Genomic DNA, 25,857 nt, shown 5'->3' on the forward strand with positions numbered 1-25,857 from the left:
TTCGCTCATTTGACGTCAAGCGTCGCACGCAGCATCCAGGCATGCTTCTCGTGTGCGGTGGTGCGCACGTTGAGCATGTCCATCGTCGCCTGATCGCCGGCGGACTCGGCGACTGTGAAAGCATCGCGGATGGTCCTCACGGCCGTCTCGTTGTCGTGGAGCAGTTCGGCCACCGTCGCCTCCGAGTCGAGGCTGGCATAGCCGTCCTTGATCGCGGTGAGCTTGGCGAATGCGGAATAGGTCTGCGGCACCAGTTCGCCGAGGGCGCGGATCCGCTCGGCGATGTCATCCAGCGCCTGCCATTCCTCCCGATACTGCCCTTCGAACAGCGTGTGCAGGGCCTGGAACGTCGGACCCGTGACGTTCCAGTGGTAGCCATGAGTCTTCAGATACAGCGCATAGGTGTCGGCGAGCACCGTCGAGAGCGCCGCCGCGATGCTGGTCCGCTCGGCCTCGGCGAAGCCGGTGTTGACGGCGATGGTCATGGTGTTCTCCTTCGCGGTTCGGATTGAAATTCGGCGCGCGGTCATGTCGGCCATTTCGAACCGAGGATGATCGAGCAGAAGTTCACCCGTGTGTAGTTCATGTCCTTCAGCGCCAGCACGTCGGCCTTGACGTTGCCGAAGGTGGTCAGCGGCTTCTTGATGGTGCCGGCCGCGAAATGATCGATGATGTTCTCCTTGAAGTTCGCCTCGCGCGGATGATGCGCGCAGACATGGTCGCGGTGCTCGTGCGAGAAATCGTCATAGGCGATGCCGAGCACGTCCATCTCGACGCCGGCGATGACCAGCGCGACGGTCGGACGCATATGCTCGGGGATGCCGGGCGTGGTGTGCAGCGCGATCGAGGCCCAGACGTCATCGATGTCGCGCTCGGCGACGCCGTAGCTCTTCAGGAAGTCGCGCGCGGCGTTGGCGCCGTCGACCTCGAAGCGCAGATCGGGGCTCGCATGCCTGGCGGTGAGGCCCATGTCGTGGAACATGGCGCCGACATAGAGCAGCTCGGGATCGAACTTCAGCTTGCGGCGATTGCCGGTCAGCGCGCCCCAGAAGAACACGCGGCGGCTGTGATTGTAGAGCAGGTCGTCCTCGGTATCGCGCACCAGCTGCGTGGCTGCACGGGCCATGGCGCTGTCGGGTACATGGATGCCGGCGATGATCTCGGTCATTTCAAGACGCTCCTCGATATGGCAAGACGATGCCGTGGCGTGCGAAACACGCGGGGCGCGCCGGCGCTCGTCTCTCTGGTGTGTTCGGATCATCTGGTGGCGTGATCCGTGGTCGTTTGTCACCCGTCTTGGCCTGATCCCGCAACGATCGTGCGCCGCCGGATCGGGCCAACGAGACATCGTTTCGCGCCAGCGGGCAGGGAGAGGGTATGGCGGTTCAGAAGGTGGCAATCGCGATTCACGAAGGGGTGCAGGCGCTGGATGTCGCCGGTCCCGTCGACGTGTTCGCGGAAACCAACGGCTTTGTCGCTAGTGGCGACGGCTATGAGACGGTGCTGGTCGGCGCTAGCCGCGAACCGCTGCGCGCATCGAACGGCATGAAGATATCGGCCGACCTCAGTTTCGACGAGGCAAACGAGAAGTTCGACATCCTGCTCGTCGCCGGAGGGCCGGCATTGCCCGATGCCGAGCCGGATCCGGCGCTGACGCAGTGGCTGCGCGGGGCGCCCGCGCGCGCCGAGCTCTACGGTTCGATCTGCACCGGTGCCTTCGCGCTCGGCCATGCCGGCTTGCTCGACGGGCACAAGGTGACGACGCATTGGCAGAACGCGCAGCGGCTGGCGGCGTGCTTTCCGGATGCCGAGGTGATCTTCGACCGGATCTACATTCGCGACGGCAGACTGATGACCTCCGCCGGCGTGACCGCGGGTATCGATCTCGGATTGGCGCTGGTCGCCGAGCGTCATGGGCCGCAGGTCGCGGTCGCGGTGGCAAAGCGGCTGGTCGTGGTGGCGCAACGCCAGGGCGGGCAGTCGCAGTTCAGCCCCTATCTCACAGCGCCGGTCGACGAGGATTCGCCGATCGCGCGCGCGCAGGCGCATGTCATGCAGCGTGTCGGCGAGCGCCACACGCTGCAATCGCTGGCCGAGGCTGTCGGTATGAGCGTGCGCAATTTCGGCCGCGCCTTTGCGCAGGAGACCGGCATCACGCCGCATGAATTCGTCGAACGCGCGCGGGTCGACGCCGCGCGCCGGCTGCTCGAGGGTAGCGATCGGCCGCTGAAGGCGGTTGCGTTCGACTGCGGCTTCGGCTCGGCCGACCGGATGCGTATCGTGTTCACCGAGCGGCTTGGCGTGTCGCCGGCGCAGTATCGGTCGAGTTTTCGCAAATTGTGACGCCGTTCATGAAGCGGACGCCTGATCGGGGATAGGATCAACCTGTCCGAAATTATTTCCAATCATGCAACTGTTCCGCGAGGCTGCCATGGACGCGCTCACGCTCTTCATCATCCGTCACGCCGAGAAGCCGGGCGAGTCCTGGCCGGGGCCCGGTTTCACCGCGGACGGCGTGTCCGATACCGAGTCGCTGGTGCTGCGCGGCTGGCAGCGTGCGGGCGCGTGGACTGCGTTGTTCGGCACCGATCTCACCGGCGGTGACTATGCCAAGCCCGATGCGATCTACGCCGCGACGCCGGGAACTGAGCCCAATCAGCCACCGTCGAGCCGTCCGGCCGAGACGATCTCGGCGCTCGCTGCGCGCCGCGAGCTGACGCCGAACATAGGCTTCGGCAAGGGTGACGAGCCGGCGCTGATGCAGGCGGTGCTGGCGCTGAAGGGCGTCGTGCTGCTGTGCTGGGAGCACAAGGCGATCATCGCCGACATCCTGCCGCTGATCCCGGTCAGCAAGGGCAAGCCGCCCACCAAATGGGAGAGCAGCCGCTTCGACGTCGTGCTGCGCTTCGAGCGCGCCAAGGGCGACGACAAGTTCGCCTTCAAGGAGTTGTTTCCGAAATTGCTGTCGGGCGATTCCGACAAGCCGCTGGGTGGCTGAACCGCGTCACGCTGCGCCGATCAGTCGAGCCCGAGCGCCTTGCGCGACTTCCGCGTCAGCTTGGCTGCGATCAGCGCATGCGCGTGATCGAGATAGGCCTTGAGCTCGGCGTCGGGCAGGGCGTCGTTGCCGATCAATTGCACCCATTTGGCTCGCGCCAGATACGGCGCCGGTCGCGCCAGGCCCTGCTCGATCAAGAGCTGATAGGCCATGTTCGAGGTCTTGAACATGAAGCCGCCGCTGCTCGCGACGAAGCCGCCGGCCAGCGCGAACATCTTGCCGCCGACCTTGAACACCGACGTGCCTTCCCATTGCACCACCTTGGTGGCGGCGGGCAGGCGCAGGCAATGAGCTTCGAAGGTTTTTGGACGCATGGATCGGAGGGGTTGGAGGGCTTCAAAGCCATAAGCCAGCCGCGCGAAGACGGGCAAGCCCAGCGTGAATCTTCGATCCCGGGCTGGTTCCGGTCGCTGCTTCGTTGGCGGGAGCTCACGAAAACGTGGGTTGGCCCCATATCATCTTTAGATATATCGTAAGATATGTTTTCAGTAAGGAATGACCAATGAGACGATCGATGTTTGGCGGCCGGGACGATGACGGATTCCGGTTTGGGTTCTTCGCCATGGGGCGGCACGGCCGAGGTGGCCATCGCTTTGGCCGCGGCGGCCATGGCTTCTTCGGGCGGGGTGGCGGCGGCGACTTTCCGGGATCGCGGCGGCTCTCGTCGCAGGATCTGCAACTCGTCATCCTGGCGCTGCTCGGCGAGCAGCCGGCGCACGGCTACGAGTTGATCAAGAAAATCGAGGAGCGGTCGGACGGCTTCTACAGCCCGAGCCCGGGCGTGATCTACCCGGCGCTGACCTTCCTCGAGGAGATCGGCCATGCCAGCGTCACCCAGGATGCGGCGCGCAAGCTCTACAGCATCACCGAGCAGGGCAAGGCGCATCTCGCCGAGAACCGCGCCACCGCTGACACCATTCTCCAGGCGCTGTCGCGGATCGGCGGCCGCATGGAGGAGGTGCGCGAAGCCTTCGCCGGCGTGAGCGATCTCGATGGCGAATCCTCCGACGACGTGCACCGCGCCCGTCACGCCCTGAAGAGCGCGCTGCGCCAGAAGCGCGGCTGCGATGCCGCCGAGGCGCGCCGCATCGCGAAGATCCTCGACCGCGCCGCCGCTGAAATCCTGCAGCAATGACGCAGTCGCAAGGGAGACCCTTCATGTACAACGCTGAACCGCACAGCGCGATTGCCGATGCCCGCGTCGCTGCCGTCATCGCGCGCCTGCAGGCCACGCGCCGCAGGCCGGCCGCCGGCGGTCCGCGCGGCAATCCGACGATGAGCCGCGATCCGCTCGACTATGCAGAGCAGGGCTTCTCAATTCATCCCGAGCAAGGTGAATTGATCTATCTGTTGTGCCGCGGCCTGCGCGCCAAACGCGTCGCGGAGTTCGCGACGTCGATCGGAATGTCGACGCTGTATTTCGCTGCCGCGATGCGCGACAATGGCGGCGGCACTGTGATCGGCTCGGAGATCGTGCCGGCCAAGGTCGCAACCGCGAAGCGCAATCTTGCCGAGGCCGGCCTTGCCGACTATGCCGAGATCCGCGAGGGCGATGCGCGCCAGACGCTGCGCGATCTCGGTGGTCCCGTCGACTTCATCCTGATCGACGGCTGGCCGGGCGAGAAGGGACCGACGCTCGCCCGCCAGGTGATCGAGATCGTTGCTCCGCAGCTTCGCGTCGGCGGCTATGTCATGAACGACAATGCCGAGGCGGATTTTCTGGAGTTCGTGCGCGATCCCAAAAATGGCTTCGTGTCGATCACGCTGCCGCTCAAGGGCGGTACCGAGCTCTGCCTGAAGGTCGCCTAAGGATCGGTTCGGCACGACGAAATCCTGCTGGCGTGATTGTGAGCCGCAACGACATCACGCCACGCTGGATTTTGTCGGCGCTTCTTGCTCTGTTCGAGGAAAATCAGGAGCGAAGCGCCGCATGTCCGAAGTCCCGCCGATCCATCCGCTTGATCGCCCAATCTGGAGCGCACTGACCACGAGGCAACGCGACCTTGCGGAAGGCGGCGCCGAGGCAAGGCGCTTTCCGGTCGCGATCGCCCCCTTCGCCGACATGGTCGACATGTCGCCGGAAGGCTTTGCCGCGCTCGGCGCGCTGCTGTCGGGACCTGATATCGCGGTGCTGTTCACGCCCGATCCTGTCCCGGTGCCGCCGGAGTTCAAGCTGCTGCTGGCCGAGACCGGCGAGCAGATGATCGGCCCACCGGGGGAGTTTTGTCTGCCCGGCGTCGAGATCGTCACGCTCGGCGCCGCCGACGTTCCCGCGATGATGGCGTTGACGGAACTGACAAAGCCCGGACCGTTCAGCGCGCGGACGCATGAGCTCGGCACCTTTCTCGGTATCCGCGTTGGCGGCGAGCTGGTCGCGATGACCGGGGAACGGATGAAGCCGGGGAATTACACCGAGATGACCGCGGTCTGCGTGCATCCGGACCATCGCGGCCGCGGCTATGCGCAGGCGCTGCTATCGGCGGTCGGCCGCCAGATCGTGGCGCGCGGCGAGGTTCCGTTCCTGCACGTCTTCACCAACAACGTCTCGGCGATCGCGCTCTACCGCCGCCAGGGCATGGAGATCCGCCGCCGCCTGCACATCACGGTGCTGCAGAAACAGGGGTAGGGCAAAGTCCGGGAACGATGCTCTGAACGGCGTCGCACTCGCTCACGCCAGCCTGTTGCCGGCAAGATGCACCGTGCGCTTGTCGCAGCTCGGATCGATCGCGACGGCATTGGTCGCGATCCGGCCGTGTGCGGCGACGTTGTTGCTGATCTCGACGTTCCTGGCGCGGCCGACGAAGATCGCGCTGTCGGGCTTGATGTGGAAGAACTCGCCAGCCCCGAACACGCTACCGCGCAGGAAGGTCTGGCCGATCACGTTGCCGGCGATTTTGACGCCGTCGGCATTGCTGACGAAGATCGCGTAGATGTAGGAATCGTCGATGTGATTGCCTTCGATGATAACGCGCCGGTTCTGGAAATTGTCCTGAAATCCCTTGGCGCCTTCCGGCGGCACCATGCCGACATAGATGGTGCCGAGCGTGCCGCTGCCGCTGGTCAGCTCATTGGCGCCGTTAACGCAATGGCTGAAGCGGTTGTTGCGGAACACGAGGTTCTCGGCAAATCCCGACTCCGACCAGAAGCCGATGTCGCTGCCCGCCTGCAGCGCCACGCCGGTCGAGAATGTGAACTGGCAGTTCTCGACGATAGCGTTCGGCGCCTTCATCAGCACGCGGCCGCAGGCGTGGAAATCGCAGCGCAGCACCGTCGCGCCCGATCCGATGTGCGTCAGCGAGGTGATGGCATCACCGGTCTTGAGCGGCAGGTCCTGCTGCAGGACCACGTCGTAGATCAGGTCCGGCAACGTGGTCGGGCTCCGGTTCTTCCAGAGCTGGGCGATTTTCACCTTCAGTTCGGGCGCGTGGCGCTTGGCCAATTGCTCGATCTTGCCGCGTCCGAGGGAGCGAAACGTCGCATGGTCACAGCTCTCGATATCGTCGCCGGCCGCGAGGCCGACGTCCCATTTCGGGCTGAGCAGAAACCGCCGCGGCGCGGTCTTCGCCACGACGTAGTAGTAGAAGCCGTGCACGTTGACGGCATCGTCGGAGGTATTGGCGAAACTGCAGTCCTCCATGGTCGGACCGCGCGCGACCACGGTGAAGTGCGAACCGTCGGAATTGGTCGAAATCAGGCGGTCGGTCGTCGCGCCCTTCGGCCGCGGTCCCGGAATGACCGAGACTTTCTGCAGCATCATCGAGCCTTCGCCGCCGTTCTCGATGATGCCCATGCCCGGCGACGCCAGCAGCTTCAGGTCGATCAGGCTGGTGGCGACGCTGGAGTCCACCGCGATGGCATGCGCGCCGCTATTTGCGATGGTGACGACGTCACCCACCGTGATCGGCAGCTGGCTCGGGAAACGATCGTTCGCGCCCCACCGCAGACGCACCTTGATCTGACTGTCGCCGAGGCGCGTGGCATGGGCCGGTGAGAGGAAATCCCTGGCGCCGGTCTTCAGCGCCCGGTTGCGGCGGTCCATCACCTTGAAGAAGCCATCCGTGAAGGTGGCCAGCAGCGCGGCATCATCGGGATAGCCGGGGTCGACCTTCATCGTGATGTCGACCGCTTGTTTGTCGAACGCGGTGATCGTTCCCTGGGTGAAGGGCAGCGGATCGTAGTCGATGGCGAGATCGCGGATGGTGAGGCGGTTGCAGCCGGAGATCGCGAAGGTCCCGCTGCGTGCCGTGTTGATCAGCTGCGCGCCGTTGCCGTTGAGCTCGAAACCGTGCAATTGCCGGAACGCGAGCGGCCGCTTGATCCGGTAGCTGGCGTTCTTCTCCAGATTGAGGACGATGTGAACCGGCCCCGCCTTGCTCGCATCAGCCGCTGCCTTGGCGATGGCGGCCAGCGCCTTGGCAAAGGCCGCGTCGGCATCGCCGCCGGAGGTGGCTGTGAAGGTGGCCATGTCAAACGTGGCCGCGCCGGCAACAGTCGTCTGTTCGGCATGGCTTTCGCTGCCGAGCAGCGGGCTCGCCACAAAAAACGAGGCAAGCGTCAGTGCTCGCCGGCGGCTGATCGGCATGGTGCGCGGCTCCTTGCGAGATTGGGATCGGTCGCGCGCACTATCGGTCTGCGGAGATGAACCGCAGCGAAATGGCGGGCAGCAGGCGCGAGGCCTCTCGACGTCGTGATGTGAGATCGAGGATTGGGGCGCTTGCGAACGGACTGCAGTGGGAGCGCGCAGCAGCCGCGGTTCAGTGTTTCTTCGCCGCCCTCGCCCTGATCTTCTGCGTAGGCATGCGCGCGGCGATCCGCGTCAGCGCATCCGCGAATGCACGTGCGGCGGGGCCGAGCGGTTCGTCGAGCCGGTGCGCGAGATAGGCCTCCATCGCGAGCGCCGCGTTGCGGCCGAGTGCGCCGGTTTCGACCCGCACCAGGCGGCGATCCCTGAGGTCGCGCGCGACCTGCCAGAGCGGCAGGCGGCCCCAGCCGAGCCCCGCCAGGATCATGGCATGCTTGGTGTCCTGATTGCTTACCCTGCAAATCTGCGGCGAGAGCACGCCGAAGCTGCGGCCTTCCGACAGCGGCGTCGGATCCGACAGCACGATCTGCAGATGATCGGCAAGGTCGGCCACGCTCTTGCGGCCGCGGCGCGCGAGCGGGTGGCTTGCGGAGGCGACGGCGACGATCTGCACGGCGCAGATCGCGTCGAGCGCGAGGCGGGGATCGCGAAAATCCTCCCCAACCGTGACGGCGAGCGCGCTGCGCCGTTCGGTCAGGGCGGCGATCGGCCCACCCATCGGTTCGACCGCGAGCCGCACGCTCACAGACGGATAGGCTGAGCGCATTTCCGTCAGCGCTGCGCCGACCGCGGCAATCGGAAACAGCGTGTCGACCACCAGCGAGAGTTCCGGCTCCACCCCGTCACCGAGGCCGTGCGCGCGCGCCCGCATCGCGTCGACGCGGAGCAGCAGGTCGCGGGCGTTACCGAGCAGTGCCTTGCCTTCCGCCGTCAGCGCCGGGCGATGGCCGGAGCGGTCGAACAGCATGAGACCAAGCTCGGCCTCGAGGTTGGCGACGGCATGGCTGACCGCGGACTGCACTCGCGCCAGCTTGGTCGCCGCGGCGCGAAAGCTGCCGCTCTCGGCGATGGTGACGAAGACCCGGATCTGGTCGAGCGTGAGGTTATCGAGCATGATCTACGAAATCGATCAAATGGATGCAAAACATATCACTCCTGTCGATGATCGGGAAACGCTATCTGTGGTGGCTTGAACTGGACGGGTGGACGCATGACGATCGAGACGGCCGTGGTGCAGCAGAGCGAGGCGAAGCGATGGGCGACGGTCGCCGTCGTGACCGGTTGCGGGATCGGCGCCGCTCTCCAGGTCGGGAAGGTGCCGATTGCCGCGACGATGCTGCAACAAAGCTTCGGCATCGACCTCGCTGCTGTCGGAACCGTCGCCGGCATCTTTGCGGTGCTGGGGCTTGTCGGCAGCGTGCCCGCCGGCGTCGTGATCGCCGCGGTCGGCGCACGCCGGGTGCTGCTGTGCGGGCTTGCCGCCATCACGCTCGGTGCCGCTTCGGGCGCGCTCGCGCCGCAGCTTGCGGTGCTGCTGGGATCGCGCCTGCTGGAAGGGCTCGGCTTCCTGCTGGTGATGGTTTCTGCTCCTGCACTGCTCAATCGCGTGGTCGATGTCGGTGCGCGCGACATCACCATGGCGGTGTGGAGTTGCGTGATCCCGTTCGGGATCGCGCTGGCGCTGGTCGCGGGTCCGATGTTCGGCGGCTGGCGCGCGATCTGGTGGGCCAGTGCCGCGTTTGCCGCCCTGCTGTTCGTCCTTGCCGGCGTCATCGTCCCTGAAGTGTCATCGCGGACCGGGCCGGCGCGTGCGGGCTTGATGCAAGAAGCATTCGCGCTGGCGCGGCGCCGCACCCCGGCGCTTCTGATGGTGCTGTTCGGGCTCTACAGCCTGATGTTCTTTGCGGTGTTCAGCTTCCTGCCGATCCTTTTGACCGAGCGGCTCGGCGTCTCCAGCCAGAGTGCCGGCGGGCTCAGCGCGCTGGCGGCGGCCGCCAACGTCGTCGGCAATCTCGCCGCCGGCAATCTGCTCGCGCGCGGGGTGAGCCGGACTGGGTTGATTGCAGTTGCGGCCGTCGTGATGGGCGTGTCCGCGCTCGGCATCTTCCTGCCGGTGCTCGGCGGCTGGGGCGCATTCATTCTGTGCCTGCTGTTCTCCGCGACCGGCGGCCTGATCCCGGCGACGTTGCTGGCGACCGCGCCCGCGGCGGCGCGTTCGGCGGCGATGGTGCCGGTCATGATGGGTCTCTTGATGACGGGCAGCAATTTCGGCCAGGTGACCGGACCGATCGCGGTCGGCACGGTCGTTTCGGCGTGGGGCTGGAGCGCGGCCTGCGTCATGGTGGTTGCGGCTGCGATCCTCGCCGGTCTTGCGGCATGGATGCTGGCGCGCGGTGATCACAACAGCGTCAGCGAGGCGAGGGACCCGGCTTGACGCCGCGCGCGCGGAGGGCGAAGGAGTGAAAGTCTCTCACGCCCACGACAACAGGAAAGTTTCATGACACGCGTGCGCTGCATCACCGAAATGGGCATGGGCGTCGACGTCCACGGCCGCGATGCCACCAAGGCCGCCAAGCGTGCGGTTTCGGATGCGATCCGCCATTCCAGCCTCGGCTTCTTCCGCATGCTCGGCAAGACCGCCAACGACATGTTCGTCGACGTCACGATCGCGGTGCCGAATCCCGAAGCGGTCGATACCGACGCCGTCGCCAGGGAATTGCCCTATGGCACCAAGACCGTGAAGGCGATCGCGGGCGGGCTCGAGATTCCGTCGGATATCGGCAACGACCCGATCCTGATCGCGAATGCCGCTGTCATCGTCAGCTTCGACGACGGGAAGAGCGGCTGATCAACCGCGCTGAGCCGGTTGGACCCTCACGTCGTCGTCCTGGCGAAAGCCAGGACCCATAACCACAAACGCCGATTGTTGTATGCGCTGGGACGACGATCCTTCACCCAACAGACGCTGGTGGCTACGGGTCCTGGCTTTCGCCAGGACGACGGATTTGGAGGCGTCAATCGCCGCCTCGAAAGTAGTCGGGCTTGCCGGTGGTCCAGGTCTCGCCCCAATGCTGGCCGCCGCCGTCGACGGTCAGCGTCTCGCCGGTGATGAACTTGCCGGAGGGCGCGGCGAGATAGACCGCGGCCTCCGCGATGTCCCAGGGCGTGCCCGGATGCATCATCGGGTTGGAACGCGGATAGGCGGCGCGCGCCGCCTCGCTGTAGACGTTCCAGCCCTCGGTCTCGATCGCGCCGGGCGCGATGCAATTGACGCGGATGTTCAGCGGCGCCCATTCGACCGCGAGCGCGCGCGACAGGCCGATCACGCCGGAGCGCGCGGCGATCGTGTGCGCGATGCCGTAGAGGCCGTGCGTCGTGACCACGACGATATTGACGATGCTGCCGGGATGTTTGCAGTCGCGCCAGCGCTGCGCGGCGGCCTGCATCATGTACCAGGTGCCGTTGAGGTTGGTGTTGATGACCGCGTTCCAGCCCTTGATCGAGAAATCGATCGCGGCTTGCGGGAATTGGCCGCCGGCGCTGTTGACGAGGTGATCGATACGGCCATGCGCGGTCCACAGCGCGTCGAACATCGCGTTGACCGCGTCGGGATCCCTGATATCAGCAACATACGCCGACGCTTTCAGGCCGTTACGAACGAGATGATCGACCAGCGCATCGAGCTTGTCGGCATTGCGTCCCACGATCACGACATGCGCGCCGAGCCGGGCGAACAGCCATGCGATGGCGCGGCCGATGCCACCGGCGCCGCCGGATACGACGACCACCTGACCGGCCAACGCGTCCGCCGCAAACACGGTCGGATGTACTGCGAGTTCGTCGTCGGAGGGGCCGAGCGTTGCGTCTGTCTGTTGATCGTTCATGGCCGGTTGCAGACCTTGCGGCTTTCAATGAGCTCCGTACATTAGCCACCCAACAACAACCGTGCAAAGCAACAACCTGCAAAGAATGTCGACATGACCGATCTGTCCGCCTTTCCCATTACAAAACGCTGGCCCGCCCGGCATCCGGACCGCCTGCAGCTCTATTCGCTGCCGACGCCGAACGGCGTGAAGGTCTCGATCATGCTCGAGGAGATCGGGTTGCCCTACGAGGTCCATCTCGTCGACTTCAACAAGGATGATCAGAAGACGGCGGAGTTCCTGTCGCTGAATCCGAACGGCAAGATCCCGGCGATCCTCGATCCCAACGGTCCCGGCGGCAAGCCGCTGCCGCTGTTCGAGTCCGGCGCGATCCTGCAATATCTCGCCGAGAAGACCGGCAAGCTGTTGCCGGCGGATGCCGCGCGCCGCTATCAGGCGATCCAGTGGGTGCAATTCCAGATGGGCGGCATCGGACCCATGTTCGGCCAGGTCGGCTTCTTCCACAAATTCGCCGGCAAGGATTATGAGGACAAGCGGCCGCTGCAGCGCTATGTCGCCGAGTCCGCGCGCCTGCTCGGCGTGATGGAAACGCATCTCGCCGGGCGGCAATGGTTCATGGACGATGAATACAGCATCGCCGACATCTCGATGCTCGGCTGGGTGCGCAATCTGATCGGCTTCTACGGCGCGCGCGAGCTCGTCGAGTTTGACCGGTTCACCCATGTCGCGGCCTGGCTGGAGCGCGGCCTCAAGCGGCCGGCCGTGGAACGTGGGTTGAACATTCCGAAGCGGCCTTAAGCAGCCCGCTTAAGCAACTCATAGACGATCGGATTGTCGGCGCAGGCACTGAGGCCGCATTCGAGCAACGTTGAAAGCACGTTCAGCGCCGTCAGCCCGACCACCAGCCACACCGCACCTTGCGCGAATTTGCCGGGCGAGACGGCCGGCGCCGTGCGGTGGTCGAACTGGCGGTCGAACAGCAGCATGGCGGCGAGCAGCACGATCGCCGCGATGAATCCGATCAGCGCCCACGTATAATAGTGATAGCCGAGCAGCGCCGACCCATAGCCGGCGTCGCCGGGGAGAATGTGCAGCAGGACCTGCCGGGTCGAGACCGACGCGCCGAGGACAGCCGTCAGCAGCGACAGGGCATAATGGCTCGGCCGCAGTCCGAAGCGGATGTTCAGGATCGGGCCGATCGCCAGCAGAGCGAAAAGGATGCGCTGCAACAAACACAGCGGGCAGGGCAGTTCGTGCAGCACGAGCTGCGCCGCAAAGGCTGCGGCCAGCACCAGCGCGAGGCCATAGAGCGCGAGGGCATTGAGGGTCACTGCCTGCGTGTCGGTCATGGCTGGCCTCAGAACGACAGAGTGAGGCGGTCGGTGGCGTGGTGCAGCAAGGTCGCGACGCAAGCGACCAGGATCACCGCGAACAATCCGATCGCGACCGGACGCGGGCCACGCCAGGCCACCAGCATGGCGATGGTGATGGCGAGAAACAGTGCGGTGAATTCCATCTCAGCCTCCGGATGCGAGCCGGCCGTAGTCTATGACAGATTCGTGTGCGCGCGCGGCGGGCGCGAATGGCCATTGTCGCTTGCGCGCGGCTCCGCCAAGATGGCATCACCAGTTGAGTTCATTCCAGCCCGGGGCACCTCATGACCACAGACGCGATCAAGCCCGCCGTCCATCACAAGCATCAGCCCTGGTACAAGATCCTCTATGTCCAGGTGTTGATCGCGATCGCCGCCGGCGTCTTGATCGGTCATTTCTATCCCGGCCTCGGCAAGCAGTTGAAGCCGCTGGGCGACGGCTTCATCGCGCTGATCAAGATGATGATTGCGCCGGTGATCTTCTGCACCGTGGTGCACGGCATCTCCTCGATGGGCGACCTCAAGCGCGTCGGCCGGGTCGGGCTGAAGGCGCTGATCTATTTCGAGGCGGTGTCGACGGTCGCACTCGCGGTCGGCTTGCTGATCGGCGAGCTGCTGCAGCCCGGACGCGGCTTCAACATTGACCCTTCCACGATCGATCCGAAATCAGTCTCCACCTACGTGACGCAGGCGAAGGAGCAGGGCATCGTCGCCCATTTGATGGCGATCATTCCCGACAGCTTCTTCGGCGCGCTTGCGCGCGGCGACCTGCTGCAGGTGCTGCTGATCTCGATCCTCTCGGGGTTTGCCATTGCCTTGATGGGCAAGCCCGGTGAGCCGATCGCCGAGGCCATCGACAAGGCGTCCAAGATGTTCTTCGGCATCATCCGGATGATCGTCCGCGTCGCGCCGCTCGGCGCGTTCGGCGCGATGGCCTTCACGGTCGGCGCCTACGGTCTCGGCTCGCTGGTGAATCTGGCGGCGCTGATCGGCACGTTCTATCTCACCAGCGTGCTGTTCGTGCTGATCGTGCTGGGCGCGATCGCGCGGCTGGCGGGTTTTTCGATCATTCGCTTCATCGCCTATATCAAGGACGAGCTCCTGATCGTGCTCGGCACCTCGTCGTCGGAGACGGTGCTGCCGCAGATGATCCAGAAGATGGAGCATCTCGGCGCCTCGCGTTCGGTGGTCGGCCTCGTGGTGCCGACCGGCTACAGCTTCAATCTCGACGGCACCAACATCTACATGACGCTGGCGACGCTGTTCCTGGCGCAGGCCACCAACACCCATCTGACGATCTGGCAGGAGCTCGGCATCCTCGGCATCGCCATGATCACCTCGAAGGGCGCTTCCGGCGTCACCGGCGCCGGCTTCATCACGCTCGCCGCGACGCTGTCGATCGTGCCCGACATTCCGATCCAGTCGATCGCGATCCTGGTCGGCATCGACAAGTTCATGAGCGAGTGCCGCGCGCTCACCAACCTGATCGGCAACGGCGTTGCCTGCGTCGTGATCAGCCTCTCCGAGGGCGAGCTCGACAAGGACGCGCTGCACCAGACGATGGCGCATCCGCTGGAGCTCGGCGAGGCGCTGGAGCCGGGTGGCTCCGGCTAGAGCAATGTGAAGTTATGGGGCCGTCGCAGGGGGCGCTGCCAAAATATCGAAAACAACCCCATGCAAAGTAGCCGGCGGCGGCCGGCGTTCGACCAGGCAACTTGACACGTCGGGCAATTCAGGGGTATGTTTCTAATATACAGAAATATCCAAAATGTCCCCTCGCGCCAAGGCTGTCGCATATGGCATTTGCGGGCTTTTGCACCTGAGGCTTCCACGTCGCAGGCGGGAGAGGGAACGCGCCGTATTCGCGCCCGCAGCCCAGGCCGTGAACTCATAAAGTGGGAAGGGCCCGCACGGTAGATGACGAATATGCGCCAAGCCTTGCGTGCATGATGCGCCGTCGATAGTCCGTTGCGCGGCTGGCTTACCTCTGCGAGTTAGTACATCCAGCCCAATCCAGGATGCTTAACTATGCTCACCGTCTATGGCGAAGGTCGTGGCTTCCGCGTTGTTTGACTGCTCGAGGAATTGGGATTGGCTTATCGGCTGCGCCCGGTCGATCTGTTCGCAGTCGAGAATGATCGCGATTTCCTCGCGATCAACCCCGCCGGCTTCGTTCCCGCACTGCAGGACGGCGAGACGATCATGGTCGAATCGATCGCCATTCTTGAGTACCTGCTCGCCAGCCACGGCTCAGGTTCGCTTGCCGTCGCCCCGGACGATCCCGCCTTCGCTTCCTATCTGCAATTTCTCCACCTGGGCGAGGCCGGGCTCGCCGGGCCGATGAACGCCGTCATTGTTGGTCGCCAACTGGCGCCCGAAGCCGAGCGAGATGCCAGGGTTACCTGCTGGGCGCTCGAGACCTTCGAGAGCCGGCTGCGGTTGGTTATCCGCCGCCTCGCGGATTGCCCCTATCTCGCCGGCGACCGATTCACTGCCGCCGATATCTCGGTGAGCTACGCCCTCCTGCTCGGCATGCGAACCGGCAACTACGTCCCCGGTCCTACCGAGCGGGACTATCTCGCCCGGACGACGTCACGCCCCGCCTACGTCCGAGCGATGGAAAGCTGCCAGGCCACCAAGGCCTGGGCGGCGAGATCACCGGGATTGTAGTGCTCGCTTCATCGGAGCGGCCAAGCGACTGGAGTAGTCCTGCGTAAGCCGTGTACTCATTGAGCGGCCGGCGCCTGATGTCCGCTTAACCGCAACAGCGGCGGAAAAGCGGACATCTCCCGAGATCGCCGAAGGGCCAGAAGGAGACATCGTGGCCTCACTCGTCTATCAAGTCGAACAGAAAAATTCCCGTACTCCTTGGGAGCTGAGACCCATGAGCTTCGCGTTGCAAGCAGCCAGCAGTCCGGATCGAGATGCGTTGGTTACGGAAATCTGGTGGAACGACCAAATGGTCGCGGAAATGCGTCGAGGGTCTGACGGCAACCGCTACATCGACCTCTATCCTAGTCCGTCGCGAACGCCTTGGTCGTTCAAACTAGAGGAATGGCTTGCTGCGATGAAAGAGGCGGAAAGTCAGCTAGGCTGATAGCGCAAAATCTCACAAGTGCATTTCCGCTTTGGGTCAAACTCGACAAAACTCAAGGTGAGTATAATGCGTCCGCTTCCGGGCACATCGCGACCGCTCCCGTCGGCACGGGCTCATTGAGGCTGACTGCCGAGCCATGATTCAAATCTTTGACCGAAGCGGGCCGAATCATGCGCTACGAACTCTCCGACGAGGAATGGACTGCCATCAGGCCGATGCTGCCAAACAAGCCGCCCGGCGCACCACTGGTGAGTGATCGTCGCGCCCCCTGAGCAGCATCAATCCGGGACGCCGGCCGCCTTGAGGGTTTCACGATAAGTCGCGGACATCGCTTCCACCGGGAAGGGAATCCGCGCCAGGAATCCGGAGATCGTGAACTCCGGATCGACCTTGAGCAGTTCACGCGCGATCTGGGTCGCGCGCTCGGTCTCGCCGGTCTTCACCAGCGCCACGATCAAGACGCGCAGCGCGACCGCGAAGCGGCGGTTCTGCGCCAGAGCCTTGTCGGCCCACGTCACCGCTTCGGCAAAATTGTTATCGAGCACCGCGCAGATCGCGAGCGCCGCGGAGGCGAACCAGCCGCGCGGGTCGCGCGGGTTGAGCCGCTGCGCGCGCTCGATCATGGCGCGGCCGGTCTTCTGATCGCCGCGCATCGCCTCGATCCAGCCGCACAGGACGAGCGCCATCGCCGAATTCGGGTTGATCGCAAGCGACCGCTCGAACAATTCGCGCGCGGGTTCGATCTCGTCGGCCATGTTCCAGATCGCGAACGCCGCCATCCACAGCACCTGCGGGTCACCGGGGGCGAGCTCGACCGCGCGCCAGGCCTGCGCGACCGCGCGTTCCCGGTAGGCGTCGTTCGGCTTCAGCCAGCCCTGGACATGACGCATCGCGTGGCAATAGGCCGACGCCGCCAGCGCCGGCGCGTAAGCCGGGTCGAGCGCCAGCGCCTGGTCGAGGCAATCGAGCGCGGCAACCATGCTCTCGGGCGTGAACTGGTAGCGCAGGCTGTAGGCGCGCAGCAGCAGGTCGTAGGCGTCGAGCCGGTCCGGCGGCGCCGCCCGCACCCGCTCGGCTTCGGCGACGACCAAGGTCGGCTCGATCGCGCCGACCACGTTCTCGGTAATGCGGTCCTGCAGGTCGAACACGTCGGTCGCCGCGCCGTCGAAGCGGTCGGCCCACAGATGCGCGCCGGAGACGGCGTCGATCAGCTGCCCTGTGATGCGCAGGCGGTCGCCGCCGCGGCGGACGCTGCCTTCGAGCACATAGCCGACGCCGAGATCGCGCCCGACCTGGCGGATGTCGACCGCCTTGCCCTTGTAGGTGAAGGCGGAGTTGCGCGCGATCACGGTGAGGCGGCTGCAGCGCGCCAACGCCGTGGTGATGTCCTCGGCGATTCCGTCGGCAAAATAATCCTGCTCGGGGTCGCCGCTCATATTGGTGAAAGGCAACACCGCGATCGAGGGACCCTCGCTCGGCCGCGGCGGGGCGGCCTTATCCGCAAGCAGATGATCGGGCGCGCTGCGCTCCCTGACATCGCCGACAAAGCGCAGGCCCTTGCGGGGCAGGGTGCGGATCAGCCGCTGCTCCTCGCCATTGTCGCCGATCGCGGTCCGCGCCGCATTGACCCGGCTGCTTAGCGTCGCTTCCGAGACGATCCGTCCGTGCCAGACCGCCGCCAGCACCTCGTCGCGGCTGACCACGCGGTCGCGGGCGCGGATCAGGAACTCGAGCAGGTCGAAGACCTGCGGCTCGACGGCCACCAGGGCATCGCCGCGGCGCAGCTCCCGGCGCTCGGAGTCGAGGGTCAAGTCGTTGAAATGGTAGGTCAAATCGAAGAGTCCGGCGGCCGGCGGCTGAATTCGGGGCGGAACCTAGCACAGGCGGCGTGGGGCCAAAATCACGACGCTCTGAAGGACAAATCCACGTCCTCTGAAAGCGGGCGGGGTCGGTCTCTGCGATAGTCGGTGCCGACACCAGACGCAGGAGATCGCCATGTCGCAATCCATCAATCAGCAACGCCGCCGCTTCCTTGGCATCGCCGGCGGGATCCTCGCCGTTTCCAGGCTCGGCTTCATCGGATCGGCTCAGGCCCAGTCCAAGGCGGCGCTAACAGCGGTCAAGGCCGGTAGCCACACCACGATCGGTCCGGTCAAGCAGATCAATGCCGGCGTGCTCGATACCGGTTATGTCGAGATGGGCCCGGCGTCGGGTCCGGCAGTGATCCTGCTGCACGGCTGGCCGTACGATATCCACAGCTATGCCGACGTCGCGCCGGCGCTGGCCGAGGCCGGCTATCGCGTGATCGTGCCGCATCTGCGCGGCTACGGCACGACGCGCTTCCTCGCGAGCGACACGGTGCGCAGCGGCCAGCCCGTCGCAGTTGCCGCCGACATCGTTGCGCTGATGGACGCGTTGAAGATCGAGAAGGCCGTGCTCGGCGGCTATGATTGGGGCGCGCGCACCGCCAACATCATGGCGGTGCTCTGGCCCGAGCGCTGCAATGCCATGGTGTCGGTCAGCGGCTATCTGATCGGCAGCCAGGCGGCCGGCAAGGTGCCGCTGTCGCCGAAGGCCGAGTTGCAATGGTGGTACCAGTTCTATTTCGCCACCGAGCGCGGCCGCGAGGGCTATGCCAAGAACCGGCACGATTTTGCAAAGCTGATCTGGCAGCTCGCCTCGCCGCAATGGAAGTTCGACGACGCCACCTATGACCGCAGCGCGGCCGCGTTCGAGAATCCCGATCACGTCGATATCGTGATCCACAATTACCGCTGGCGGCTTGGTCTCGCCGAAGGCGAGGCGAAGTACGATGCCTTCGAGAAGACGCTGGCCCAGGCGCCCGTGATCGCGATCCCGACCATCACGATGGAGGGCGATGCCAACGGCGCGCCGCACCCGGAGCCTGCGGCCTATGCCAAGAAGTTCTCCGGGCATTACGAGCATCGGACTCTGGCCGGCGGTATCGGCCACAATCTGCCGCAGGAAGCGCCGCAGGCGTTCACCCAGGCCATCATCGATATCAGCAAGGTCTAGAGCGTTTTCGAGCGAAGTGGATACCGGTTCGCGTGAAGAAAACGCGTCAAACAAGAATCGAGAGCGCGGACAATTGATCATGAGACAGGTTGTGAAATGGGCAGCTGCCGCGATCGCGGCAGCCTGCATCAGTGCGTCATTGCCGTTTGCCGTCGGGCACGCCGATGATGCGGCGCTGGCATCGCCGATCTTCGGCGTGAAAATTCCCGCAGGCTATCGCGACTGGAAGCTGATCGCGGTCGGTGAGGAGACCGGGCTCGACGAACTGCGCAGCGTGCTCGGCAATGCGACAGCCGTGAAGGCCTATCAGGACGGCGCCGCGCGATTTCCTGACGGCACCGTGCTGGTGAAGCTCGCCTGGAAGCGCAAGCCGGTTGCGGGCCTCAACGGTGCGTTCATCACGGGACCGGCGACAACCGTCCAGGTCATGGTCAAGGACTCCGCCAAATATGCCTCGACCGGCGGCTGGGGCTTTGGCCGCTTCATCGACGGCAAGCCGGTCGATGCCGCCCAGCACGAGACCTGTTTCGCCTGCCACGAGGCCCACGCCAGCGATCACGATTTCGTCTTCACGCACTACGCGCATTGAGTGCGATCGACCACCCTCATCGTCGTCCTGGCGAAAGCCAGGACCCATTACCCCAAATCTCAGTCATTGTGCGACGCTGGGGCCGCGATCCCATTCACAATCAACTGCGGTGGTTATGGGTCCTGGCTTTCGCCAGGACGACGGCGGTGTTTCTGGCGAGCGCCATGCACCGATCACGGAGATGCCGCGGCGTACTGGGTCCCCCGGTCGAGCCGGGGGACGACACCGAGTATGGGCACTACGCTGTCTTCACGTCCTCGCGGCGCGTTCTGATCTGGCGCTGCCGTTGCGGTGAGGCTAGTTTCCCGCAGCAATCGCATGCGGGGAACGGCTTTGACCATCACCATCTATGGCATCAAGAACTGCGACACCATGAAGAAGGCGCGCGCCTGGCTCGACGATCACGGCGTCGGCTACGACTTCCACGACTACAAGACCGCCGGGATCGCCAAGGACAAGCTCAAGCAGTGGAGCGACGAGGTCGGCTGGGAGACGCTGCTCAATCGCGCCGGCACGACCTTCAAGAAGCTGCCCGATGCCGACAAGGAAGGGCTGAACGAGCGCAAGGCGCTGGCACTGATGGCCGAGCAGCCGTCGATGATCAAGCGTCCGGTGCTCGATCTCGGGCCGAAGCGCGTCGTCGGCTTCAAGCCGGACATTTACGCCAAGGAAGTGCCGGCAAAGGCGCGCAAGAAAGGCTGACGCGTTCCGCGCGAACCCTGGTTGGGGAATTTGAATCACGGGAGCCCGGCCAGACGGGACAATTCTGCTCGGCTCCCGGTTCGAGGCTTACGGACAGGAGCGGACATCAACCTGCTGACTATCCCCGACCAATCCATCGAAATGACCCAATGCAGAAACCGCAATCGCCTCATTCATCCTTTAGCACGCCGATCTATAGTGGTTGATGAAACGGCTTGATACAACCTACCGCTAAGCGTCGATACTCGCGCAGGGCTGACGGCCATATGCCTTACCTTATCGACGCAGTCGTTATCTTCTTGTATGCGATAACTGCTTGCGCGATGTGCGGTGCGACGATAGCTCAGGTGAAATTCGTACCCGCGGCCGGGTTGCCGCTTTCAACCTTTATCAGAAGACCGTGGACGGGGATGGCGTTGATGGCTGATCACCGCAAGGTCTTTGCCGCCCCCGGTCAGATTAAAAGGTTCGTGATCTACGGATTGTTGTTGTTCACGGCCTTTGCCGCGTTGGTGATCGGACGATCTATTCAGTTAGGTCATTCACCCTTTTGAAGCGCGTCATGCCGCGCAACCCTTACACTAAGTCCACTCAATGACTGCTTCTGGACCCTTTTCGGAAGTGCCGCGTTGGCTATCGAAAGTCCGGTGTCGGCGGTGAAGCGGACCTCGCGGTTGTGCGTTCCGGCTTCCGAGTTTGACCATTTCATAACTCGCAACCTGTTGGCTGAATTCCGGTCAGATCGCGAACTGCTCGTAGGTTTGAGATTGACTCAGATCAAAAATAGGCTCGACGCGGCGCGTTAAATGTAAATGTGGGGTACCTGTCGACATTCAGGGAGATGCGCGAATGGTTACGCAAAGCAATATTCACTTCTTTACAATTTGGGCCAAGGAACGTCTCGACGAAATGGACGCAACGATGACGTCGCTTGAGGGCAGGGCTGCAGAGGTGCAGGCCGATGTCCGCGACAAGGCCAAGAAGGTTCTTGCTGACCTGCGCAAGCAGCGTGATGACTTCCGGGACACCATGAAGAAGCAGTCGGAAGCTAACGAGTCGGCCTGGACTCAGGCAAAAGCAAAGCTAGATGGTGACTGGCGCGTGTTCGAGGTCGAGGTCAAGAAATATGTCGATAGCTTCGGCAAGCAGATCGAGCACCAGCAAGCGACGTTCAAGCTTCAAGCCGATGCCCAATTGAAAGCGTGGCGTGAAGCAGCCGACAAGCTTGGCGGCGATGCCAAGAAGTTCGCTTCTGAGCGTCGGGGCGATGTCGACGCCGCCATTAAGCGTATGATCGCCGATGCGACCGAGGCAGAGAAAAAACTCGAGAAGTTGAACCAGGCAGGGAGCCAGTCATGGTCCGTGCTCATGGCGGCTTTGACCGAAACGCGAGCTGCCTTTGATCGCGCTAATGAAGCTGCGCGGGAAGCATTCAAGCGAGCTGCTTGATCGAGCATCGGTTGGATTCGGATAGACCGCCTCGTGGCGGTCTTTCCTTTTTTTGCTCGGACGAGCATCAAGAACATCTGGCGGACTTCCGAAATTGGGCCCTTTGCCGACATTCACTTAGGCATCGTCGATGTCTGCTTTTGAGGGCAACTCGGACATCGCATCCCGCGCACGTGCGTGCCGGATTTATGACACGCTCTAGATCAACTCGACCGAATCCTGGCTGGCCGGACGCTCCGCCGGCACGAACCTGCGGTCGATCACCGCCCGCACCGTGACGATCGGCACGGCCTTCGCCTTCACGCCCATCAGATTGTGCAGCCGAAAGCCGCCCTCGATGCTGATTGCCTTGTACGAGCCGATGATGTGCTCGACGGTATCGCCGCGTCCGAACGGCAGCAGCAGCCGTTCATAGGAGACGTCCTTGCCGTCGGCGTCGGTGAGCTCCGCAACCGTGTAGGTCGGACGCTTGCGCGCCAGGCAGGCACGATAGGACAGGATCACGCCGGCATAGCGCTCCGGGCCGATCGCGTCATCGAGATAGCGGTTGGTGCGCAGCCGCGGCTCGACGTGCTCGTTGCCATAGGCCGTCGTCAGCCGCGCGCCTTCCTGCGTGATCAGGAAGCGTGCGGCGTCACCGCTGCCGACCACGTCAAAGCCCATCATGTCGGCCCGCTCGTCGGCGGTGCCGTCGGTGTGGAAATCGCACAGCAAGGGAAGGGCGTCCGGCATGCGCAGCGCGCGCAGCCAGGCGTTCAGCAGCACCCGCTGCGTGATCGATTTGACCACCGATGGATCGGCACTCCTGAATGGCATGGGCTAACCGAATTCAAGTGGCTGCGGCGGATGTGCTGCCGTGTCGACGGTCTGGCCACGGGCATAAAGTCGCAGCCACGTGTTCAGGAAATCACGTTGCCGGATCGACTTGATGACCGAGGAATTGGCGCTCTCGAAATGCAAGGCTCTAACCGCCCTTAATACAATGGCGGGAGCTTCGGCGAGAGGCGGAAATATTCTATGAAAAGGAAAGACCGGAGCAAAACACCCTTAACGGCAGCTTTCCGAGGCGCAAAGCGCGCTCGAAGGCCATTCGACTAAGGATCAACCGGAACTGGTCGAGCCAATACTGCACTGCACAGCTTTCCACCTTGCGTAACCGCCGCAGATGACGGCATATTCCGGCCCGGAGGCGACAGGCCCCCGGACGGTTTCCAAGACGTACGGACAACCTGTCGAACACGAAAAAAGCTGGCCACGCGGGCGACGGGCTTCGCGGCGATGGCGTATGGGGGAATCTATTTGGCCGATGAGTTCATTCTCGAAACCAGCGGATTGACCAAGGAATTCGCGGGTTTCTTTGCCGTTCGCGACGTTGCGCTGAAGGTGCGTCGCGGCAGTATCCATGCGTTGATCGGGCCGAACGGCGCCGGCAAGACGACCTGTTTCAATCTGCTGACCAAATTCCTGAAGCCGACGGGCGGGCAGATTCGCTACAAGGGCCAGGACATCACCGCAATGCCGCCGGCCGACGTGGCGCGCCTCGGGCTGGTGCGCTCGTTCCAGATCTCGGCGGTATTTCCGCACATGACGGCGCTGGAAAACGTCCGGGTGGCGCTGCAGCGCCAGCACGGGTCGTCATTCGATTTCTGGCGCTCGAAAACCGTGCTCGACCGCTTCAATCCGCGCGCCCATGAACTGCTGAACGACGTCGGCTTGAGCGAGTTCGCCAACACGCCGGCGGTCGAGATGCCGTACGGCCGCAAGCGCGCACTCGAAATTGCAACGACGCTTGCGCTCGACCCCGAGATGATGCTGCTCGACGAGCCGATGGCCGGCATGGGCCACGAGGACATCGACAAGATCGCGGCGCTGATCAAGCGGATCTCCGCCAAATACACCATCCTGATGGTCGAACATAACCTCTCGGTGGTGGCCAATCTCTCTGACATCATCACCGTGCTGACGCGCGGGCAGGTGCTGGCGGAGGGCAACTACGCCGACCTCTCCAAGGACGAGCGCGTGAAGGAAGCCTATCTGGGAGCGGGTCATGGCTGAGGCGAAACTGGCGGAGAGGCCCGTGGCTGCGGCCGGCGCCGAGGTGCTGACGGTCAGCGATCTGCAGGCCTGGTACGGCGAATCCCACATTCTTCACGGGATCAATTTCAACGTGAGGGCGGGCGAGGTGGTGACGCTGCTCGGCCGCAACGGCGCCGGCAAGACCACCACGCTGAAGTCGGTGATGGGCGTGATCGGCAAGCGCACGGGCTCGATCCGTTTCGACAACAAGGAGATCATCCGCACCACCTCCGACCGCATCGCGCGGCTAGGGATCGCATTCTGTCCCGAAGAGCGCGGCATCTTCGCCAGTCTCGACGTGCGCGAGAATTTGCTGCTGCCGCCGGTGGTGCGCCCGGGCGGCCTGCCGCTCGACCAGATCTTCACCCTGTTTCCCAACCTGAAGGAGCGGCTCAACAGCCAGGGCACCAAGCTCTCGGGCGGCGAGCAGCAGATGCTGGCGATTGCGCGCATCCTGCGCACCGGCGCGCGCTTCCTGATGCTGGACGAGCCGACCGAAGGGTTGGCGCCGGTCATCATTCAGCAGATCGGGCACACCATTGCGCGCCTGAAGTCGCAGGGATTCACCATCCTGTTGGTCGAACAGAATTTCCGCTTCGCCTCGACCGTTGCCGACCGCTACTACATCGTCGAGCACGGCAAGGTGATCGACGGCTTCGCCAATTCGGAGCTGTCGGCCAACATGGACAAGCTGCATACCTATCTCGGCGTTTGAAGTCGCCGGAGCCAGAAAATTTAAGAACTGAGGGAATACGCCATGAGGAATACGATTTCAGCGCTTCTGCTTGGCACCGCGATGGTGCTCTCCGTCGCAGGCGTCGCCGCCGCCGACGACAAGACAGTGAAGGTCGGCGTGTTGTCGGATCAGTCCGGCCTCTATGCCGACCTTGCCGGCCCCGGCTCGACGCTGGCGGCGCAAATGGCGATCGAGGACTCCGGCCTCAAGGCCAAGGGCTGGACCATCGACCTGATCTCCGGCGATCACCAGAACAAGCCCGATATCGGCACCACCATTGCCCGCCAGTGGTTCGACGTCGACAAGGTCGACACCATCGTCGACGTGCCGAATTCCGGCGTCGCGCTCGCGGTCAATAACGTCGTGAAGGAGAAGAACGGCGTCTACATCAATTCGGGCGCGGCGACTTCCGATCTCACCAACGCGCAGTGCACGCCGAACACGGTGCACTGGACCTACGACACCTACATGCTGGCGCACGCCACCGGCCAGGCGCTGGTGAAGGCGGGCGGGGACACCTGGTTCTTCCTGACCGCCGACTACGCGTTCGGCGCGGCGCTGGAGCGCGACACCACCGCCGTCATCACCGCCAATGGCGGCAAGGTGGTCGGCGGCGTCAAGCACCCGCTCAACACCGCTGACTTCTCCTCGTTCCTGCTGCAGGCGCAGGCTTCCAAGGCCAAGATCATCGGTCTCGCCAATGCCGGCGGCGACACCACCAACTCGATCAAGCAGGCTGCCGAGTTCGGCATCGTCAAGGGCGGCCAGAAGCTCGCGGCGCTGCTGCTGTTCCTCACCGACGTCAAGGCGATCGGGCTGGAGACCGCGCAGGGCCTCAACTTCACCGAAACGTTCTACTGGGACCTCAACGACAAGACCCGCGCGTTCTCGAAGCGCTTCTCGGAGAAGATGAAGAGCGGCGCTCCTCCGACCATGGTGCAGGCCGGCGTGTATGCGGGCCTCACGCATTACTTCAAGGCACTCGAAGCGCTCGGCGGCAATCCGCATGACGGCGCCAAGGTGGTCGCGAAGATGAAGACGATCCCGACCGACGATCCGCTGTTCGGCAAGGGCGAGGTCGAGGCCAACGGCCGCGTCACCCACGACGCCTATCTGTTCGAAGTGAAGAAGCCCTCGGAGTCCAAGGGTCCGTGGGACTTCTACAAGCTGGTCGGCACCGTGCCGGGCAACCAGGCCTTCACGCCGCTCGACAAGAGCACCTGTGCGCTCCTGAAGAAGTGACGATCATGCCCGCCGGCCGTGGGCGCGGCCGGCG

General features: G+C 64.1%; 29 protein-coding genes. 19 read left to right on the forward strand and 10 right to left on the reverse strand.

What is annotated here, in order from left to right; all coding sequences use genetic code 11:
• Window positions 1-5 precede the first annotated feature (5 nt).
• The gene (locus tag AAFG13_RS01945) at window positions 6-485 is read right to left on the reverse strand and encodes a Dps family protein (RefSeq protein WP_342710973.1); all 480 of its coding nucleotides are present in this window, start codon (window positions 483-485) and stop codon (window positions 6-8) included.
• A 41-nt stretch (window positions 486-526) separates the two neighbouring features.
• Window positions 527-1,168 (reverse strand): HD domain-containing protein, encoded by a 642-nt coding sequence (locus AAFG13_RS01950; protein WP_342710974.1) that lies wholly within the window; start codon window positions 1,166-1,168, stop codon window positions 527-529.
• A 209-nt stretch (window positions 1,169-1,377) separates the two neighbouring features.
• Here AAFG13_RS01950 and AAFG13_RS01955 point away from each other — a divergent pair, with 209 nt between their 5' ends.
• Window positions 1,378-2,343 carry a GlxA family transcriptional regulator gene (locus AAFG13_RS01955; protein WP_342710975.1) on the forward strand — a complete coding sequence of 322 codons (966 nt, stop codon included), beginning with the start codon at window positions 1,378-1,380 and terminating at the stop codon, window positions 2,341-2,343.
• 88 nt (window positions 2,344-2,431) lie between these two features.
• The gene (locus AAFG13_RS01960; protein ID WP_342710976.1) at window positions 2,432-2,998 is read left to right on the forward strand and encodes a histidine phosphatase family protein; all 567 of its coding nucleotides are present in this window, start codon (window positions 2,432-2,434) and stop codon (window positions 2,996-2,998) included.
• Between the two features lie 20 nt (window positions 2,999-3,018).
• On the opposite strand, the gene AAFG13_RS01965 is transcribed toward AAFG13_RS01960, so the two are convergent.
• Window positions 3,019-3,372, reverse strand: a complete 354-nt coding sequence (locus AAFG13_RS01965; protein ID WP_212317855.1) for an MmcQ/YjbR family DNA-binding protein — start codon at window positions 3,370-3,372, stop codon at window positions 3,019-3,021.
• Between the two features lie 200 nt (window positions 3,373-3,572).
• Between AAFG13_RS01965 and AAFG13_RS01970 the strand changes: the two genes are divergently transcribed.
• From AAFG13_RS01970 to AAFG13_RS01980, 3 genes are all read left to right on the forward strand, one after another.
• The gene (locus tag AAFG13_RS01970) at window positions 3,573-4,193 is read left to right on the forward strand and encodes a PadR family transcriptional regulator (RefSeq protein ID WP_342713532.1); all 621 of its coding nucleotides are present in this window, start codon (window positions 3,573-3,575) and stop codon (window positions 4,191-4,193) included.
• Window positions 4,194-4,216: 23 nt separating this feature from the next.
• Window positions 4,217-4,867, forward strand: a complete 651-nt coding sequence (locus AAFG13_RS01975; protein ID WP_342710977.1) for a class I SAM-dependent methyltransferase — start codon at window positions 4,217-4,219, stop codon at window positions 4,865-4,867.
• Window positions 4,868-4,988: 121 nt separating this feature from the next.
• A complete protein-coding gene (locus AAFG13_RS01980) occupies window positions 4,989-5,684 on the forward strand; it encodes a GNAT family N-acetyltransferase (protein WP_212317852.1) in 696 nt (231 codons plus the stop codon).
• 42 nt (window positions 5,685-5,726) lie between these two features.
• Here the strand turns inward: AAFG13_RS01980 and AAFG13_RS01985 are convergent, their stop codons facing one another.
• Together AAFG13_RS01985 and AAFG13_RS01990 are read right to left on the reverse strand one after the other, a co-directional pair.
• On the reverse strand, window positions 5,727-7,640 hold the full coding sequence (locus tag AAFG13_RS01985) for a right-handed parallel beta-helix repeat-containing protein (RefSeq protein WP_342710978.1): 1,914 nt from the start codon (window positions 7,638-7,640) through the stop codon (window positions 5,727-5,729).
• Between the two features lie 172 nt (window positions 7,641-7,812).
• The gene (locus AAFG13_RS01990; RefSeq protein ID WP_342710979.1) at window positions 7,813-8,754 is read right to left on the reverse strand and encodes a LysR family transcriptional regulator; all 942 of its coding nucleotides are present in this window, start codon (window positions 8,752-8,754) and stop codon (window positions 7,813-7,815) included.
• A gap of 96 nt (window positions 8,755-8,850) precedes the next feature.
• On the opposite strand from AAFG13_RS01990, the gene AAFG13_RS01995 reads away from it, so the two are divergent.
• The gene (locus AAFG13_RS01995; RefSeq protein WP_342710980.1) at window positions 8,851-10,074 is read left to right on the forward strand and encodes an MFS transporter; all 1,224 of its coding nucleotides are present in this window, start codon (window positions 8,851-8,853) and stop codon (window positions 10,072-10,074) included.
• A 63-nt stretch (window positions 10,075-10,137) separates the two neighbouring features.
• Window positions 10,138-10,488 (forward strand): Lin0512 family protein, encoded by a 351-nt coding sequence (locus tag AAFG13_RS02000; RefSeq protein WP_212317844.1) that lies wholly within the window; start codon window positions 10,138-10,140, stop codon window positions 10,486-10,488.
• 166 nt (window positions 10,489-10,654) lie between these two features.
• Here the strand turns inward: AAFG13_RS02000 and AAFG13_RS02005 are convergent, their stop codons facing one another.
• The gene (locus tag AAFG13_RS02005) at window positions 10,655-11,524 is read right to left on the reverse strand and encodes an SDR family oxidoreductase (RefSeq protein WP_342710981.1); all 870 of its coding nucleotides are present in this window, start codon (window positions 11,522-11,524) and stop codon (window positions 10,655-10,657) included.
• Window positions 11,525-11,617: 93 nt separating this feature from the next.
• Here AAFG13_RS02005 and AAFG13_RS02010 point away from each other — a divergent pair, with 93 nt between their 5' ends.
• On the forward strand, window positions 11,618-12,322 hold the full coding sequence (locus AAFG13_RS02010; RefSeq protein WP_342710982.1) for a glutathione S-transferase N-terminal domain-containing protein: 705 nt from the start codon (window positions 11,618-11,620) through the stop codon (window positions 12,320-12,322).
• Here AAFG13_RS02010 and AAFG13_RS02015 read toward each other — a convergent pair.
• Window positions 12,319-12,873 carry a disulfide bond formation protein B gene (locus tag AAFG13_RS02015; protein ID WP_342710983.1) on the reverse strand — a complete coding sequence of 185 codons (555 nt, stop codon included), beginning with the start codon at window positions 12,871-12,873 and terminating at the stop codon, window positions 12,319-12,321. The two genes, AAFG13_RS02010 and AAFG13_RS02015, sit on opposite strands and share 4 nt — an antisense overlap.
• 8 nt (window positions 12,874-12,881) lie before the next feature.
• On the reverse strand, window positions 12,882-13,040 hold the full coding sequence (locus AAFG13_RS02020; RefSeq protein ID WP_176531827.1) for a DUF5993 family protein: 159 nt from the start codon (window positions 13,038-13,040) through the stop codon (window positions 12,882-12,884).
• A 141-nt stretch (window positions 13,041-13,181) separates the two neighbouring features.
• On the opposite strand from AAFG13_RS02020, the gene AAFG13_RS02025 reads away from it, so the two are divergent.
• The 3 genes from AAFG13_RS02025 (at window position 13,182) to AAFG13_RS02035 (ending at window position 15,993) form a co-directional block, all read left to right on the forward strand.
• Window positions 13,182-14,510, forward strand: coding sequence for a dicarboxylate/amino acid:cation symporter (locus tag AAFG13_RS02025; protein WP_212317836.1), 1,329 nt, complete (start codon window positions 13,182-13,184; stop codon window positions 14,508-14,510).
• A 459-nt stretch (window positions 14,511-14,969) separates the two neighbouring features.
• A complete protein-coding gene (locus AAFG13_RS02030) occupies window positions 14,970-15,566 on the forward strand; it encodes a glutathione S-transferase family protein (protein ID WP_342713533.1) in 597 nt (198 codons plus the stop codon).
• A gap of 151 nt (window positions 15,567-15,717) precedes the next feature.
• Window positions 15,718-15,993 (forward strand): hypothetical protein, encoded by a 276-nt coding sequence (locus AAFG13_RS02035; RefSeq protein ID WP_342710984.1) that lies wholly within the window; start codon window positions 15,718-15,720, stop codon window positions 15,991-15,993.
• Between the two features lie 278 nt (window positions 15,994-16,271).
• On the opposite strand, the gene AAFG13_RS02040 is transcribed toward AAFG13_RS02035, so the two are convergent.
• Window positions 16,272-17,825 (reverse strand): winged helix-turn-helix domain-containing protein, encoded by a 1,554-nt coding sequence (locus tag AAFG13_RS02040; protein WP_342710985.1) that lies wholly within the window; start codon window positions 17,823-17,825, stop codon window positions 16,272-16,274.
• A gap of 163 nt (window positions 17,826-17,988) precedes the next feature.
• Here AAFG13_RS02040 and AAFG13_RS02045 point away from each other — a divergent pair, with 163 nt between their 5' ends.
• The 5 genes from AAFG13_RS02045 (at window position 17,989) to AAFG13_RS02065 (ending at window position 21,769) form a co-directional block, all read left to right on the forward strand.
• The gene (locus tag AAFG13_RS02045; RefSeq protein ID WP_342710986.1) at window positions 17,989-19,029 is read left to right on the forward strand and encodes an alpha/beta hydrolase; all 1,041 of its coding nucleotides are present in this window, start codon (window positions 17,989-17,991) and stop codon (window positions 19,027-19,029) included.
• Window positions 19,030-19,108: 79 nt separating this feature from the next.
• Window positions 19,109-19,618 carry a cytochrome P460 family protein gene (locus AAFG13_RS02050; RefSeq protein ID WP_212317820.1) on the forward strand — a complete coding sequence of 170 codons (510 nt, stop codon included), beginning with the start codon at window positions 19,109-19,111 and terminating at the stop codon, window positions 19,616-19,618.
• 333 nt (window positions 19,619-19,951) lie between these two features.
• Window positions 19,952-20,320: an ArsC family reductase gene (locus AAFG13_RS02055; protein ID WP_212317818.1), complete on the forward strand. Its 369-nt coding sequence runs from the start codon at window positions 19,952-19,954 to the stop codon at window positions 20,318-20,320.
• Window positions 20,321-20,667: 347 nt separating this feature from the next.
• The gene (locus AAFG13_RS02060; protein ID WP_212317816.1) at window positions 20,668-20,874 is read left to right on the forward strand and encodes a hypothetical protein; all 207 of its coding nucleotides are present in this window, start codon (window positions 20,668-20,670) and stop codon (window positions 20,872-20,874) included.
• A gap of 295 nt (window positions 20,875-21,169) precedes the next feature.
• Entirely contained in the window at window positions 21,170-21,769 is a 600-nt protein-coding gene (locus AAFG13_RS02065) for a hypothetical protein (protein ID WP_212317814.1), read from the forward strand.
• A 198-nt stretch (window positions 21,770-21,967) separates the two neighbouring features.
• Here the strand turns inward: AAFG13_RS02065 and AAFG13_RS02070 are convergent, their stop codons facing one another.
• Entirely contained in the window at window positions 21,968-22,585 is a 618-nt protein-coding gene (locus tag AAFG13_RS02070) for a hypothetical protein (protein ID WP_212317812.1), read from the reverse strand.
• A 483-nt stretch (window positions 22,586-23,068) separates the two neighbouring features.
• Between AAFG13_RS02070 and AAFG13_RS02075 the strand changes: the two genes are divergently transcribed.
• The 3 genes from AAFG13_RS02075 to AAFG13_RS02085 are packed head-to-tail and all read left to right on the forward strand — an operon-like array spanning window position 23,069 to window position 25,823.
• Window positions 23,069-23,824, forward strand: a complete 756-nt coding sequence (locus AAFG13_RS02075) for an ABC transporter ATP-binding protein (RefSeq protein WP_173637121.1) — start codon at window positions 23,069-23,071, stop codon at window positions 23,822-23,824.
• Window positions 23,817-24,560, forward strand: a complete 744-nt coding sequence (locus tag AAFG13_RS02080; protein WP_212317810.1) for an ABC transporter ATP-binding protein — start codon at window positions 23,817-23,819, stop codon at window positions 24,558-24,560. Before AAFG13_RS02075 ends, AAFG13_RS02080 begins: the two co-directional genes overlap by 8 nt.
• Before the next feature lie 42 nt (window positions 24,561-24,602).
• Window positions 24,603-25,823 carry an ABC transporter substrate-binding protein gene (locus AAFG13_RS02085; RefSeq protein ID WP_212317808.1) on the forward strand — a complete coding sequence of 407 codons (1,221 nt, stop codon included), beginning with the start codon at window positions 24,603-24,605 and terminating at the stop codon, window positions 25,821-25,823.
• The last annotated feature ends 34 nt before the right edge of the window (window positions 25,824-25,857 follow it).

It is taken from the genome of Bradyrhizobium sp. B124, from assembly GCF_038967635.1.
In the GTDB taxonomy this organism is placed as follows: Bacteria; Pseudomonadota; Alphaproteobacteria; order Rhizobiales; family Xanthobacteraceae; genus Bradyrhizobium.

Excerpts from the sequence above, each read along its gene's own strand:
- AAFG13_RS01980 (WP_212317852.1), top strand. The coding sequence starts at position 4,989 with ATGTCCGAAGTCCCGCCGATCCATCCGCTTGATCGCCCAATCTGGAGC.
- AAFG13_RS01990 (WP_342710979.1), bottom strand. The coding sequence starts at position 8,754 with ATGCTCGATAACCTCACGCTCGACCAGATCCGGGTCTTCGTCACCATC.
- AAFG13_RS02085 (WP_212317808.1), top strand. The coding sequence starts at position 24,603 with ATGAGGAATACGATTTCAGCGCTTCTGCTTGGCACCGCGATGGTGCTC.
- AAFG13_RS01960 (WP_342710976.1), top strand. The coding sequence starts at position 2,432 with ATGGACGCGCTCACGCTCTTCATCATCCGTCACGCCGAGAAGCCGGGC.
- AAFG13_RS02010 (WP_342710982.1), top strand. The coding sequence starts at position 11,618 with ATGACCGATCTGTCCGCCTTTCCCATTACAAAACGCTGGCCCGCCCGG.
- AAFG13_RS02015 (WP_342710983.1), bottom strand. The coding sequence starts at position 12,873 with ATGACCGACACGCAGGCAGTGACCCTCAATGCCCTCGCGCTCTATGGC.
- AAFG13_RS01995 (WP_342710980.1), top strand. The coding sequence starts at position 8,851 with ATGACGATCGAGACGGCCGTGGTGCAGCAGAGCGAGGCGAAGCGATGG.
- AAFG13_RS02005 (WP_342710981.1), bottom strand. The coding sequence starts at position 11,524 with ATGAACGATCAACAGACAGACGCAACGCTCGGCCCCTCCGACGACGAA.
- AAFG13_RS02000 (WP_212317844.1), top strand. The coding sequence starts at position 10,138 with ATGACACGCGTGCGCTGCATCACCGAAATGGGCATGGGCGTCGACGTC.
- AAFG13_RS01975 (WP_342710977.1), top strand. The coding sequence starts at position 4,217 with ATGTACAACGCTGAACCGCACAGCGCGATTGCCGATGCCCGCGTCGCT.
- AAFG13_RS01950 (WP_342710974.1), bottom strand. The coding sequence starts at position 1,168 with ATGACCGAGATCATCGCCGGCATCCATGTACCCGACAGCGCCATGGCC.
- AAFG13_RS02070 (WP_212317812.1), bottom strand. The coding sequence starts at position 22,585 with ATGCCATTCAGGAGTGCCGATCCATCGGTGGTCAAATCGATCACGCAG.
- AAFG13_RS02080 (WP_212317810.1), top strand. The coding sequence starts at position 23,817 with ATGGCTGAGGCGAAACTGGCGGAGAGGCCCGTGGCTGCGGCCGGCGCC.
- AAFG13_RS02025 (WP_212317836.1), top strand. The coding sequence starts at position 13,182 with ATGACCACAGACGCGATCAAGCCCGCCGTCCATCACAAGCATCAGCCC.
- AAFG13_RS02050 (WP_212317820.1), top strand. The coding sequence starts at position 19,109 with ATGAGACAGGTTGTGAAATGGGCAGCTGCCGCGATCGCGGCAGCCTGC.
- AAFG13_RS01965 (WP_212317855.1), bottom strand. The coding sequence starts at position 3,372 with ATGCGTCCAAAAACCTTCGAAGCTCATTGCCTGCGCCTGCCCGCCGCC.
- AAFG13_RS02020 (WP_176531827.1), bottom strand. The coding sequence starts at position 13,040 with ATGGAATTCACCGCACTGTTTCTCGCCATCACCATCGCCATGCTGGTG.
- AAFG13_RS02065 (WP_212317814.1), top strand. The coding sequence starts at position 21,170 with ATGGTTACGCAAAGCAATATTCACTTCTTTACAATTTGGGCCAAGGAA.
- AAFG13_RS01985 (WP_342710978.1), bottom strand. The coding sequence starts at position 7,640 with ATGCCGATCAGCCGCCGGCGAGCACTGACGCTTGCCTCGTTTTTTGTG.
- AAFG13_RS02045 (WP_342710986.1), top strand. The coding sequence starts at position 17,989 with ATGTCGCAATCCATCAATCAGCAACGCCGCCGCTTCCTTGGCATCGCC.
- AAFG13_RS01970 (WP_342713532.1), top strand. The coding sequence starts at position 3,573 with ATGTTTGGCGGCCGGGACGATGACGGATTCCGGTTTGGGTTCTTCGCC.
- AAFG13_RS01945 (WP_342710973.1), bottom strand. The coding sequence starts at position 485 with ATGACCATCGCCGTCAACACCGGCTTCGCCGAGGCCGAGCGGACCAGC.
- AAFG13_RS01955 (WP_342710975.1), top strand. The coding sequence starts at position 1,378 with ATGGCGGTTCAGAAGGTGGCAATCGCGATTCACGAAGGGGTGCAGGCG.